The sequence below is a fragment of the Neobacillus drentensis genome, from assembly GCF_036966985.1.
Taxonomy (GTDB): domain Bacteria; phylum Bacillota; class Bacilli; order Bacillales; family Cytobacillaceae; genus Neobacillus; species Neobacillus drentensis_E.
In genome coordinates, this window is the sequence record NZ_JBALSN010000194.1 from 18940 (window position 1) to 33095 (window position 14156).

Genomic DNA, 14156 nt, shown 5'->3' on the forward strand with positions numbered 1-14156 from the left:
GTTGTATCCTCAGTTACTTGATCCTTCTCGACAGCAGTTACTGCTGCCTCCGTCGCACTCCCCTCTGCAAACGCAGGTAAAGGGCTCATTATTGTGAACAATAAGCCTGCGATAGCGGCATGCCCAACAATTTTTCTAACCTTCTCCATAATACCTCCTTAAAAGTGATCAAAAATTTTTAAGGGCTCCCAATTGTCCCTTCAGTCCTCTACAAAGTTTGACCTTGAAATGAGAAGCATCGGGTTCTCTCTCTAAAACTAGGAAGATAGTAAAAGCAAAACTTCAAGAACATATTTCAGTAGACGAACCAACTTCTATTCTATCAATATACTCCTAGATTTTTAATCTATTTTTACAAATTCCGACAAATTACTTATACCGATTTCGACAATTTATGGGACCTTTTAATCAAGACACAAAATTAAAGAGCTATTTCCTTATTGAAAATAGCTCTTTAATAACTTGTTCTATCTTATTTTTTTGTTTTTGTTTGATTAATTTGGCGAATCGCATCATAAACCCTTTTACAGTTATCTTGATCCGTAAAGGAATAAAATTGATTCACACGTTCCTGGAACGATGCTTCCATTTGGCAATTTTGATTCATATATTGAATAATTCTGTCCGCTACCTGCTCACTTTCAGTCAAGACATCACCAAACCCCATTGTTTGATAATCAAAATACCCTTCTGCCAAATGGTTCATTCCAAATTGATAATAAACCACCGGTTTCTTTAAATAAGCAAAATCAAAGGCGACCGAGGAAAAATCCGTAACAAGTAAACTGGATTGATTAAAATTATCACGATAACTGCTATTCATGTCCGCCACTTCAATCGAATCATCAATCTGATAATCCTTCAACTGCTGCCTGATATTAGGGTGTGGGAAAAAGACAAGCTTATAACCTTTTTCCTTTGCCACACTTAATAACTTATCATTGTTCAGCAGATCATTGAAGGCTTTAAAGTAATCCGATTCCTTAAAGACAGGATTATATTCGCGCGTTCCAGTGATTGGATTTAGCTTTGCTACCAAATCGCTGCGCCATGTCGGCATGATGAGAATCCGCTTCTTATCATCATTTTGCAATTTATCAAAGCGCGGAAACCCTGATAATAGGACCTCATTTTCCGTGTAATCATAATGGCCATTTACAATCGAATCGTATTCTTGGTTGGCCGCCGTGATAAATAAACGAATATTCTTTTTATATTTATTTAACCAACTCGAAATATCGTCCTTTGTGATGCCGTGTTGCAGGAAAATAAAATCATATGTAAATAAATCCTTAAGATACTTTTTCATTTTCCCAAATGGATTGACAATAAACTCATCGGCATGAGAGGAAATCAATTTGTCGGCGAGTAATAAATAACGTTTGTGCTGGCGCGATCCATACGGAATAACATTGCCAATCTTTTGAAGGCGTTTAAAATCTTCACTATCTTGATTTATAACGAAGTATTTCTGAATTCCGTCTTGTTGCTTTGTCGCATATTCAAACAGGACTTCCGCATTATCATCGGCTTTGTTTACCCGGTCCATAAATAACCAGATGGGCTTCTTTTGAAAGAAATGCTTTTGGAGAAAATGATCTAACCTGACCAATAACGCCTTTCTGGAGCCTGGTTTATTCATTTTATATAAAGTTTTAAGAACAGCAATTTCTTTCCCGCGGATTAATGTAAATTCACTTTTTCTAACCAGGAATTGCTTCTTCTTTTTTTGATAAATAACTACGTATCCATTTTTATTAAAATAAGAATAACTATTATCTTTTAAATGGCTTTGCCCGCTAAATAACACATCTAACTTTACTTTACTCTCATGAACGATCGCATAAAAAGTAATTTTTAGTGATTTACTCTGTTTTCCTATTTTAGCTAATGGAAAGTTGAATTTAATCCCTATGGCCTTTTTTATGTTTTTCCCAAAGACATTAATATCTTTATAAAAACGTTCGATAATTTGAGCCTCAATCATTTCACCATTAACGGCAGCAACAATTTTTGTATCACTATTTTCAAAAAGGGAAGTAAAATGACCTTCAATAAAAAGCTGCTCACTTTCAATATTGATTAACTCTACCGCAATTTGATGCTGGTCCAAAGCATCCATGACCTGATCGCCGTGTAATAAGACCGCATTATTAGGTGAATGGAATGGTTGGTAAAAATCAGCAGAATCCTGACCGGACTTAATTCGTAGCAAATAATTTTTCCGATACATATTTAAATGCTTCTGTTCCAGAATGATATCATCATCGATATAACTTAGCAGGTCTCTAAGCTTTTTGAGGAACTTTTCCGTTTCTTCTGCAGTCATGAGTACATTTAAATCATTATTATTAAGACGCCACTGCAAATCATACATTATCATATATTGAAAATATTTAGGGACAAATCCTAAAATCTCCAGTGACATATTAATAAACGTAAACGAAAAGTTCTTCAAACTGTGTAAATAATAATCCTTATCCTGTAAGGCCTGCTGGGTCGCAGAAGTATTGGTGCTTCGTTTACGGTAATGGTATTTAGCCTTTTTTACAACACCATATTCACACTTCTTTAAAATAATCCGATTTAACCATTCTGCATCTTCCCCATATTTTAGGGTTTCTTTAAATCTTTGCTCGCCAATTGCCGTCCTTCGAACAAACGAACTTGATGCAGACATTTGAATAAAGCGATGGTCCTTTAGAATATTGATGATTTTATTGGATGCGTATTTATAGTTAAGTAGATGCTCACCTTTAGCTTGGTCAAACCAAAAGATGGGTATGGAAACAACATCGATGTCTTTGCCCTGCTTTTCAAAAAAGTTATAGACCTGTTCTAAGGCATTTAATGATAATTTATCATCTGGATCGAGGAAGTTAACATATTTCCCCTTTGCCGCCTCTAACCCCGCATTACGCGCACTACTTACCCCTTGGTTTTCTTGATCAATAAAGACGATATTATTCGGATACTTTTTTTGAAACTTTTTACATAGTTTCCCACTTTCATCTATGCTTCCATCGTTAATCAGAATCAATTGAATATGCTTGTCGAAGTTTAACGTTTGGTTAATAATACTTTCGACAGCTTCTTTTAAATAATCTTCAACATTATACACCGCCATAATGATAGAAAAATAAAAATCATTATAAGACCGATTTTCTGGCTCCAAATTTACTACCTCCGAAAGAATAGATTAGAAAAAGGGCAAACATCAGGTTTACTGATTTTCACCCTGCCCTGGATGTTTAAAATTTGTTAATGCAGGGGTTACAAATATTGAGTTGATATTATAAAGCAGGACAATTTGGTCAATATTGTTTTTCTCCACATATTTTTCGATAGGCATTTTATTGTAATGACGTAGATCTAATACATGCGTCTCTTTATAGTGTGGAACAAGAAATTGAATAAATGCATTTGCATAAGAATCCTTGATCACTAATACCTTTTTTCCGTTTGTTTTATTAGGATTGGTAATTAACAATTGAGCGTAATCCCCACCTAAATAAGCTTGATAACGGTTGGTGTAGGGATCTTCCATTGTTAAAAAATCCATATTATATAATCCACTTCTTGTGCGATTTCCCCATTTCGTCGTAAACGGCTGATGTTTTTCTTTCAGCTGGGCCACTAAAATCGTATCAGTCTTCTTAGCATTGGCACTTGTTGTTTTCCGAGCATCGGAACCCAAAAACGGTTTTCCAGATAACTTCCATGTGTAATCGTTATATTGGTAAACCTGGTTATCGGTTTGCTCATTCGCATTAATCTCAGACATGACATTTTGATACGCATAAAAGGCAGCTTTTGCTTGCCAATGATGGTCTGAATAGAAAAACATATAGTCTTCTTTCATATGCTTAGCCAGGGCGCTGCGGGAGTCAATCGGATGGGACGCTTTTCCAAGCTCTTTATAAAGAAGGTTCATATTTTTTTGACCAAAGCTTGGAAAATAGGCTGGAAATTTATCCTCCATCATGGTTGATTTATTGGGCATTAATGCGGTATACACACTGATGTTCTTTTTAGAAAGGTTTGTCGCAAGTTCATTAATTCTGGCCGCTGTTTGTTTCGCATCAGTAGGGGTGACCTCGGCAATTTGTGATAACAAATACCCATCATCCGCCACATAGACATCCTCAATTATATTTTGTCTGAAGAAATTCTTATTAATTAAGGCGTTCGTTTCAATAAATGAATCACGCATCGGAAATTGATCATTGTAATATTGCTCAAAACGCTTGGAATACTCCCCAGTAAGTAAATTATCCTTATTTAAATCAGGCCTTTGCGCTAGCTTTCGATTTTCTAGTAACGACATGGACTTCGATGGGGTCACAAATGTAAAGATAAAGAAACCGAAGATCGTTAACAGAAAAATAGCTATGACGGCGAGGCCTTGTACATTAGCTTTTTTCATAATTCCCTCCATACTCATTAAAACCGGAAATAAATAAATGGATTGAAGGTGGACGATACCACGCTAACAAGCGTTAAAAAGAAAATAACCGCATAACTCGCCGTGACCACAATATCTCTACCGCTGGCGATTCCTGATGTCCCCGGTTTTAAAACTTGGTCTTTGAGAACTTGGAATACAGGCGTGGCCGCAATCATAGCAATCAATATAACGATTCCATATTGGGATAGGTAAAAGCTTGCCTGCTGGTCCCAAATTGGGTTGCCATTCGCAAAAAACATCACTTTTAAATAATTAAATCCATACGTAAATGTCTCGGCACGGAAGAATACCCAGCCAATCAACACGGCAATAATGGCGTAAAGATGTTGGAATACCCTTGGAATACTTTTAATCCATTTCAATAAAAATGCTTTTTCTAACATAATTAATACTCCGTAATAAACACCCCAGGCGATGAAGGTCCAGGCGGCACCATGCCAAATCCCAGTCGCAAGCCAGACAATGAACAAATTACGGTAGGTTTTATACGTCCCACCGCGGTTTCCGCCTAAAGGAATGTATAAATAATCCTTAAACCAGGTACTTAAGGAAATATGCCATCTTCTCCAAAATTCCGTTGCGGAACGCGAAATATACGGATAATTGAAGTTCTCAAGAAAATCAAAGCCAAACATTCTGCCTAAACCGATTGCCATATCGGAGTATCCCGAAAAGTCAAAGTAGATTTGTAATGAATAAGCGATGATACCAATCCACGCCATCCCCACCGACATTTCACCTGCAGGCATAGAAAACACTTGGTCGGCGACCCAGCCGCAATTATTGGCTAGAATCATTTTCTTAGCTAAGCCAATGATAAATCGTTTCGTCCCATACGCAAATTTCGATAACGATTCTTTCCGTTCATCGATTTGATGAGCCACTGTGACATAGCGGACAATCGGTCCGGCAATCAGCTGTGGAAACAACGCCTTATACATTGCCATGTTGATGAGATTTTTTTGCGCTTTCGCATCTTTTCTGTACACATCAATCACATAGCTTAGTCCCTGAAAGGTAAAAAAGGAGATTCCTAATGGGAAAGGGATATTTCCTAATTCAATCGTTGTTCCAAACAGTTCATTAATGTTATCGACAATAAAATTGGCGTATTTGAAAACAATCAAAATGGAAAGGTTCGCAAAAATAGTTACCCCCATTACCCACTTAATTAAGACATGTTTTTCCCTATTTTGATCAACTAACAGGGCAAAAACATAATTAAGTACAATGGAGAGAAACAAAAATAACACAAACTTTGGTTCACCCCAGGCGTAAAAGAACAAACTCGCCAAAAGTAAGATCGTGTTCCTTAACTTTCGGGGAGCCAAAAAATATAAAGTTAACGTGAGAGGTAAAAATAAAAATAAAAATACGGTTGAACTAAATAGCACGATTTTTATCCTCCGTAATTCTCTGATTGTTTTTGAAAGGATGGGTCCTCACCCAGCAGGACTCTTTTGACTACTTTCTCCGTAGATTTCCCATCATGCCAACTGCAGAATCGTTCATAAAATGCAGCGTATCTATCGGAGTACTGCTCATTTATCTCATCAATGTTCGCAATTGCATCAATGACAGCATCACTTGTCCGCAGCAATGGCCCTGGGCCTTCATTTTCAAAATCCAGATAGAACCCTCTTAATTGGTCCCGATACTTATCCAGGTCATACGTAAAGAATAAAATCGGGCGCTTAAGATTGGCGTAATCAAAAAATACAGAAGAATAATCAGTGATGAGAATATCCGAAATCAGGTATAATTCAGCAATATCATCATACTTTGAAAGATTGAACGCAAAGCCATCCAAGCCTTCCACATTAATATCATCCGCAATAAAATAGTGCATCCTTAGTGCGACCACATAGTCATCCCCAAGGGTTTCCTTCATTTTGTGTAAATCCAGCTGCAGTTGAAATTTATACTTGCCAGGCTCATAAAAGTCATCGTCCCGCCAAGTTGGTGCATATAGTACTACCTTTTTGTTGTCAGGTATTCCAATGTTTTTCTTTACTCTTGCCACAATTTCTTCTTTTTGCGGTGAGTAAAGAATATCATTTCTTGGATAGCCGAACTCCAGCATTTCGTTATCAAACTTAAAGGCGCTTCGAAAAATTTCCGAAGAATAGCGGTTCGGCGATAATAAATAATCCCAGGCACGTGACTGCATATAGAAATCCCGCTTATATCTTGGATTGGCCGAATAGACATCCTTCATATCAAAAACCAATTTTTTAAGCGGGGTACCATGCCAGGTTTCTAAAAAGACATTTCCCTCGCGTTTAACAAGATGCAGCGGCTGCCGCATATTATTAATCCAGTATTTTGATACCGCAAAATAGTAGTAATAGGCAAGGCTGAATCGTTTCACAATTTTTGCATTCCCAGGGATTTGACGATGTTTATCATTAAATACCCAGATACATTTATAATCAAGATTGTTTTCAATGATATATTCGTAAATATTACGGGGACTATCCGAATAGTTTTTACCTAAGAAACTTTCAAAAATAATGTAATTATCTTTCATCGGGAATCTTAAGAAAAATTTATTATAGATGTACCTTTTAAGCCTAGTGAACCCTTTTATCGCATTTTTAAAATCCCTTGCTTCTACATGGAATCTATATCCTTTGATGAATTTATTTTTATTTCCAGCCCGTAACTGGTTCACTTCCCTTTTAATATGACTAGGCTGGGAAGCAATGCTCGCTGGATTAAGTATTTTCATCGCGGACGACAATAAGTTAAAGAATTCATCTAGGTGTTTTTGATCTTTAAAGATATTAATAACCTGTCGTCGGTAAAACCTGAGAAGGAGCCCGTCCAAATATTCCTTAACTGGTTGAGACGTTCCATACTGCTGATTCATTTCCATATAGACTTTGATAAAATCACGGGTTCTCTCTTGAATAGAACGTTGAACGAGACTTGGATTAGAAATCGGGTCATTACGAACACGTTGAAAATATGTACGGATATTTAAGTATGGTAAACTTTTGACGTATAAGAGAAACGGGATGATCCCTGATATATCTGTGGCGCCTTCCGTTCCCTCATAGAAGCGAACCATATGTTCTTTGATAAAACTGCTCCGAATCAATACATTCAAAATACTTCCGCTATGGAATATTTTTTGACTTGGTTTAGGGGTCACGATGACTTCTAACGGCTGTGGAACCTCTAAATCCGTCGGCCTCAATAATCGCTTGGTTCTCCCTGCAATCGCAGGTGCCTCCTCAATATGAGCCAAAAGGATTTCAATCGCTTCTTCTGCTAGGATGTCTTCGCTATCTAGAAAAAACACAAACTCCCCTGTCGCAGAACTCAAGCCTTTATTCCGTGAGTAGGCTACTCCCTGTTTTGATTCATTTTTTAAATAGACAATTCTTTTGTCGTCTTGCAACGTTTCAATGTATCCTGTATTTTCTGCATCCGAACCATCATTTATGATAATAATCTCCAAATTCATATAGGTTTGTGATAATACGGAATTTAAACAGTCTCCGATGAATTCCATGGAGTTATAATACGGGATTATGATTGATACCGTCGCTTTTTGTTTAGTATACATACTTTTTCTGTCACACTCCCTGAAATTTCGACAATATTCCTATTAGATTTTAACAATTAATCATTGTTATGTATAGAATTTGTTAATTCATACAATTTAATCTGTTTGTAATTTATTTGTGTTATGAAAATAACAGAAAATCAAGTAAAATGATTGGGGACATACTGTAGATAGACACCATAAGGAGAAGGATCCAACATATGAGAAAGTATTACTTAGATTGGCTGCGTGTTTATGCCATTATTGCAGTCGTAATGATTCATGTTAGTGCTGGCGTTGTTTTAATTAACCTTTTTAAGCATAACTCTAGCTTTTTTCTGGCTGGAAATCTTTATGAAACACTTTCACGCTATGCCGTTCCCATTTTTTTCATGATTAGCGGTGCCCTCATGCTGGGCAGACGAGAGGATCTTCAGATTAAAGGATTCTTGCTGAAAAGGACAAGTAAAATTTTAGTCCCTTTAGTATGCTGGAGTTTTTTCTATTATTTATACAAAGTTTCGAAGGGAACCTTTGAGTTTTCAGTGCCGCAATTTTTCCGTTATTTATTAACTGATCAAATTAACTACCATTTATGGTTTATGTATGTGATTTTAGGTCTATATTTGATTACCCCCATTCTTGCAATTTTTATCAAAAATGCCAAACTGGTAGAAATTGAATACTTTTTACTGTTATGGGGAATCGCAACAGTGATAAGTGCATTTGTCAGGTATTTCTTCGGATTTACCTATAAATTAGAACTGAACCATGTCGCTGGAAGTATTGGATTTTTTGTGCTGGGCTATTACCTTGACCATTATGATTTCACAAAAAGAGCAAAACGAAGTATATACATAGCGGGTTTAATCGGGTTCGTGCTGACCTTTATCTTAACCTATTGGTATACAAAAAATAACAATGGTCAACTTGATACGTACTGGTATTCCAACTTTGCGCCTAATGTCGTGTTGGTTTCCATGGCGATCTTTTTAGGGATGAAGTCGCTGAACATGAAGAAGGCACTTCCTCCAGTGCTTAATTTACTCAGCATCTATAGTTTTGGAATCTATCTTGTCCATGCGTTAATTATCTACTTACTTAAGGATTACTCGCTGTTCCTTGATAGTAATCAGATTCACCCGTTGATATCCGTACCAGTCAACATTATCATCATCCTCATCCTCAGCACACTTGTGGTTTATGTCATTAAGAGGCTTCCACTTTTAAATAAACTGATACCCTAATCACATCAAAAGGGCTGCATCTCTTGCAGCCCTTTTTGTGTTTTATTATTGTAAGTAAATTTTAATATATTCTACCGGTAAGATTATAATCTTTTGTCTTTCCAAAAATTCTTCACAATATGTTTTTGCGGGTTATAGACTTCTAGTGTATAACCTTTTGTGCGAAGGTAATCAATAATAATTGGAAGCTGCTGGGCTGTTCCTTTTGAATCATGGAACAGGATCACGATTGGGCCCTTTTTACCTTTGAGTCCGGATTTAACCCTTGATGTAATCGTCTTCGGACTTGTTCGATTATATTTCCAATCAAGTGTATCAATGTCCCAGTCCCACATCTTAAAGCCCTTTTTCGCTAATGCATCCCGTAATGGTTTCTTCATATAGGGTTTGCTTCCATATGGCGCGCGGGTTAACATACTGTTAAACTTTGAAACTCTTAATAAAGTTTGCCGTGTCTGTTCCATTTCAACAGCAACGTTTTTAGAACTGCCGCGATATAATTTTTTAACACTGTGGGAAACACTATGTAATGCTGGATAATTTCCTTCTTTAATCATCCTCTTAACGGTTTTCGGATTCCGTTTAATATTACCTTCAATCATAAAAAAGGTCGCATGCGCTTGTTTCTTTTTCAAAATATCAAGTATTTTAGGCGTGTATTGATTTGGTCCATCATCAAAAGTCAGATAAACAACCTTACTAGCTTTATTCTCGTTCGCATACGTTTTATTGGTTGAAAAAAAGCAGGTACTAAGCAGCAGCAACATCGCTAGAACGACTGTGGTTGTTTTTTTTAACATATCTTTTTCCCCCTCTAAAATAAAAAACTCTAAATCTTCTATTCTAAGATATGCAATTGACGCTTTTCCTTAAGTCTCGTGTAAAAGAAAAATCCTCAATGATGAATAATCCTGCATGATTCCAAACAACCTATGGATAAAATTAGATCGTTTTCCTGAGGTGAATGATATATGGAAGATAAACCATTTATTTTTTCTAGAAATATGACCGCGATTGCAAAGGGACTTGCCATCACTTTAATGGTCTATCACCATTTATTTGCTTTTCCAAACCGTATTGCTGCTGTCGATTACAAGCCGATTATGATGGTTGATAACTTGCCCTTAGACCAGCTCATTGGTCAATTTGGTAAACTATGTGTAGCTATTTTCCTGTTTTTAAGCGGGTTGGGTCTTTATAAAAGCTTCGAATCAAAAAAACATTTTACCTTTCGTCAGGGGTTCATAAGAGCAATCAACTTTTTTACCATTTATTGGCTTGTCTTTTTTATTTTTATTCCAATTGGGCTCAAATATTTTGATAATACGGTAAGGTATGCGTGGAATCCTAAACTTTTTATTTATAATTTATTCGCGCTGATTCATACCTATAATGGCGAGTGGTGGTTCATCTCTGTTTATATTGAATTGGTCCTGTTATTCCCGCTCATCATAAAATTGATCGAAAAATGGCCCGTACTGACAAGTTACCTCTCATTTATTTGCCTGTTTCTTGCAGCGTTCTTTCAACATGTTGATGATTTTTTTCCTACACTGGAACTAGTACAAATTGCTATTAATCATCTAAGTACGTTGTTCACGTGGCAAATCATGTTCATTACCGGAATCTACTTTTCCAAATACTCGTTATTTGTAAAAATGAATACTTTTTTCTCGAAAATTCACTTAAATAATAAAATTGTGTTTTTACTGCTGCTTGTCATCTGCTTTTATATACGTCAATACACGTACCCTTTTATTATAAAAACCAGAGGTCCTGAAATAGCTGGAATCTATAACTACTCAGATTTTATTCTTTCACCCATCGTTATCTTTTCTTTTGTTAAGCTCGTACAAAATATCACCATTCTAGAGAGGTTATTTCTTCTATTAGGGAAACACTCAACCATTATTTGGCTGACACATACCTTTTTTATTTATTACTTTTTTCAAGAAATGAGCTTTGCGCCTTACTATTCCACTCTAATCGTGATTTGGGTGTTTATCTTAACCATCATGGTTTCAATCGGAATTAACTTCCTAATCCGTCTGGCTCATATTCCATTTTTCAAAAGAACGAGGATGGGAACGTCTTAATAATAGGCTGTGTTAAAAGCATTTGTTGATTTTGGCACTCTGTTGATTGGAGCGGAAGGCACGAAGACTCCTGCGGGAGGACGGGGCAGGGGAGACCCCGCAGGAGCGCAGCGACGAGGAGGCTCCCCGGACCGCCCGCGGAAAGCGAAGTGCCTGGAGCGGAAATCAACAGACTAGTTTAACATAGCCTAATAATAACTAATCGCCTGACTTCCAAATTGTTTCCATCCCTCAACAAATGATTTGATCGGGCGCTTTTTATTTTTCGTTCCATCTAATGGATCATTAAAATAAACATATTTGGAATCATAACCAGTAATCACAACAGAATGTTCTTTATAGGTAATCCGAACCGTTCCATGTGAGGTATACCATGTTTGCCAATACGAATTGGGAACACGGCTGAACCAGCTCGTATTAATAATCCAGACCGGATGGCCGGCGCTTACGTAACTTAAAATCGTTTCAAACTGTTTTCCAGTCAAATTTTTAATCCGATTCGGTTTATATCGTTCTGCTAAAGCTTCGATCGGTTTATTAAAAACACCTAACCCTGGTTTATTGAAGGTATACATATTGCCGACAAACCCATAATTAGGATGGCCAAAATAAATTTTTCCGTTTTTTCGTTTCATGGTTGCTGGATCCTTTTTTACTTGTTTAGCGAGAGTCATTTTATTTGCTTTTGTACCAGAATAATTCAACATCATCGCTAAACTCGTCACTTCACACCCACGCGGCAACTCAGGCATTTGCCGAATGACCGACACATTCAATTTCTGCTTTTTAAGCTTGGGCTGTGACTTAACAATCACTTTTCTCACTAGACTTTTATTTTTGGCCTGATCGACAGCGTATATCTCGATGACGGTTTGTTTTTTTTGCTGCGGTATCGGAAAAGAATAATTCCCGTTTTTATCTGCTGCTTTCTTTAAGTAATATTTTGAGTTCCTTTTTACATATACGATTGAATTTGCCTCTGCCTTCCCTTTAATCGTAAAGGATTTATTGGTCAGATTATTTACCGTAGGCATTTTCGGCGGCGTTTTATCAATCACAGTGGCTGCCTCTGCCTTACCCGAATTTGCTGCCAATAGCAGCAAAATAAACAATGATATGATCCATTTGATTCTCTTCATCTCTTGTCAACCCCTTCTATTAGAATGATGTAAAAAAGCTAGGGGTGGATGCTCCCTAGCTAAGACGATAAACTTACATGCTTACACTAAGATCAGTAATATATTTACTAGCGACATATCCAACTCTTCCACCTAAATCAACAACATAGTAATCTTTATCCCTTTTGAAAAAATAGTAATCTTGATTTTTATTAATATAGGCAATGACCTTACCTGAAATGGATTTGTCGACCACAGGTGTTTTCCCCTTCATTTTAATGATGCCGATTTGGGGGAGATTTGCAGCCCAGCCGCTTACCGTTGCTTTCTTTAAGGCAACCACAGATTTCTTTTCAATATAACCGGTTCCCTTTCCAAATTTGACTCCAAACCGCGTACCCTTACTAGAGATAATTTTCAGAGTTTGGTATTTTTTCAATGTTCCAATCGCAGCTGATTTGCTGTTATTTTGATAGATGGTTACATCTGCTTTACTCTTAAAATATGGAGCTGACGCCTTCGCTTTATGATTCTTATTAACAATTGCCGCTACACCAGCAATCACCTTTTGTGATCTTTCATAGGAAATACCTCTTGTCATGATCGCTAATACGTAAGGGTTTTTGTCATACACAATGGCTGCATCGTTATAGATTCGGTCATTTGGAATCATCCCAACCTTGTGGGCCACTGGTGTCCCCTTAATCCAGCGTGGTATGGTCGTATTATAAACGGTCTTTTTCAAATAGCCGACTAGTTCTTTGCCTAACGGGCTTTTATTCGAGAATTGATAGAGCCTTTTCGCATAAATCGTTAAATCTTTTGCAGAGGTTAAATTTTGCCCATTCGGATAGGCATACTTGCCCCCCACGCTTTTCATATATTTAATAAAATTCTGTTGTCCGACTCGTTCCTTTAACATGATAAAGGCAATATTATCACTATAAATCATCGCTTTTTTTACCAGATCACGAATCGTGTAGTACGTCCCGACCTTATCTTTTTGAATCACGCCACTGCCGCCATAGTAATGATAACTCTTGTATTTCAGCTTCTGATTTAAATTGATCTTGCCTTTAGCTGCTTGCTCCATAATATAGAGTGCAAGCGGCAGTTTAATCGTACTTGCTGCACGGCTAGAGGTCTTCCCTTTAATTTGAAACGTATCACCTGTAACCAAATCCTGATACTGGAGCGTAACCAGACCTCCGGATCTTTTTATGTACTTGTTTAGTTCAACCGATACCTTCTTAGTAAAATCCTGATGCGATGTTAATTCCGCTGCACTAGCCTGTGGGCTCGGTATAATCATGGAAAATACGAAAATAGCCATAATCAACCCTTTTAATAAACTTCCAGCCTTCAACTCTTTTCCCCCTTCTTACATTTTATCTTTCTTAAATTTTAACAAAATTCGCAATATATGAATATAGGTTTCTACTAAAAAAAGGAAATAGATATTGGAAAAGGATATCCAATATGGATACCCTTAAATAAGCTTAATATGTTCTATACATATTAGCTACATAACTCATTCCATCAAAAGTATAGTAGACTTTTACCACCGTATTCCAAGAAAAATCATAAAGCTGACTGTCTGGATAGAAGTAATAGGTCTGGTATGTCCGTCCATAGGTAATCCAGTTCTTTGGTTTATACGAATAATATGATTTA

Annotated in this window: 9 protein-coding genes; 2 read left to right on the plus strand and 7 right to left on the minus strand. The window is 36.8% G+C overall.

What is annotated here, in order from left to right; translation table 11 throughout:
- Window positions 1-472 precede the first annotated feature (472 nt).
- Genes V7659_RS13295 through V7659_RS13310 form a run of 4 tightly spaced genes read right to left on the minus strand, consistent with a single transcriptional unit; the run spans window position 473 to window position 8042 of the window.
- Window positions 473-3175, minus strand: a complete 2703-nt coding sequence (locus V7659_RS13295; RefSeq protein WP_335540392.1) for a bifunctional glycosyltransferase/CDP-glycerol:glycerophosphate glycerophosphotransferase — start codon at window positions 3173-3175, stop codon at window positions 473-475.
- Between the two features lie 48 nt (window positions 3176-3223).
- Window positions 3224-4426 (minus strand): DHHW family protein, encoded by a 1203-nt coding sequence (locus tag V7659_RS13300; protein ID WP_335540393.1) that lies wholly within the window; start codon window positions 4424-4426, stop codon window positions 3224-3226.
- 17 nt (window positions 4427-4443) lie between these two features.
- Window positions 4444-5862 (minus strand): MBOAT family O-acyltransferase, encoded by a 1419-nt coding sequence (locus V7659_RS13305; protein WP_335540394.1) that lies wholly within the window; start codon window positions 5860-5862, stop codon window positions 4444-4446.
- Window positions 5863-5867: 5 nt separating this feature from the next.
- On the minus strand, window positions 5868-8042 hold the full coding sequence (locus tag V7659_RS13310) for a bifunctional glycosyltransferase/CDP-glycerol:glycerophosphate glycerophosphotransferase (protein ID WP_335540395.1): 2175 nt from the start codon (window positions 8040-8042) through the stop codon (window positions 5868-5870).
- 200 nt (window positions 8043-8242) lie between these two features.
- Between V7659_RS13310 and V7659_RS13315 the strand changes: the two genes are divergently transcribed.
- A complete protein-coding gene (locus tag V7659_RS13315) occupies window positions 8243-9268 on the plus strand; it encodes an acyltransferase (protein ID WP_335540396.1) in 1026 nt (341 codons plus the stop codon).
- A gap of 83 nt (window positions 9269-9351) precedes the next feature.
- Here V7659_RS13315 and V7659_RS13320 read toward each other — a convergent pair whose 3' ends face one another.
- The gene (locus V7659_RS13320; RefSeq protein WP_335540397.1) at window positions 9352-10068 is read right to left on the minus strand and encodes a polysaccharide deacetylase family protein; all 717 of its coding nucleotides are present in this window, start codon (window positions 10066-10068) and stop codon (window positions 9352-9354) included.
- 171 nt (window positions 10069-10239) lie between these two features.
- On the opposite strand from V7659_RS13320, the gene V7659_RS13325 reads away from it, so the two are divergent.
- Window positions 10240-11364, plus strand: coding sequence for an acyltransferase family protein (locus tag V7659_RS13325; protein ID WP_335540398.1), 1125 nt, complete (start codon window positions 10240-10242; stop codon window positions 11362-11364).
- 188 nt (window positions 11365-11552) lie between these two features.
- Here V7659_RS13325 and V7659_RS13330 read toward each other — a convergent pair whose 3' ends face one another.
- Entirely contained in the window at window positions 11553-12503 is a 951-nt protein-coding gene (locus tag V7659_RS13330; protein WP_335540399.1) for a C39 family peptidase, read from the minus strand.
- Window positions 12504-12576: 73 nt separating this feature from the next.
- Window positions 12577-13848, minus strand: a complete 1272-nt coding sequence (locus V7659_RS13335) for a serine hydrolase (RefSeq protein ID WP_335540400.1) — start codon at window positions 13846-13848, stop codon at window positions 12577-12579.
- Window positions 13849-14156 lie beyond the last annotated feature (308 nt).

Excerpts from the sequence above, each read along its gene's own strand:
- V7659_RS13300 (WP_335540393.1), bottom strand. The coding sequence starts at position 4,426 with ATGAAAAAAGCTAATGTACAAGGCCTCGCCGTCATAGCTATTTTTCTG.
- V7659_RS13310 (WP_335540395.1), bottom strand. The coding sequence starts at position 8,042 with ATGTATACTAAACAAAAAGCGACGGTATCAATCATAATCCCGTATTAT.
- V7659_RS13315 (WP_335540396.1), top strand. The coding sequence starts at position 8,243 with ATGAGAAAGTATTACTTAGATTGGCTGCGTGTTTATGCCATTATTGCA.
- V7659_RS13320 (WP_335540397.1), bottom strand. The coding sequence starts at position 10,068 with ATGTTAAAAAAAACAACCACAGTCGTTCTAGCGATGTTGCTGCTGCTT.
- V7659_RS13325 (WP_335540398.1), top strand. The coding sequence starts at position 10,240 with ATGGAAGATAAACCATTTATTTTTTCTAGAAATATGACCGCGATTGCA.
- V7659_RS13330 (WP_335540399.1), bottom strand. The coding sequence starts at position 12,503 with ATGAAGAGAATCAAATGGATCATATCATTGTTTATTTTGCTGCTATTG.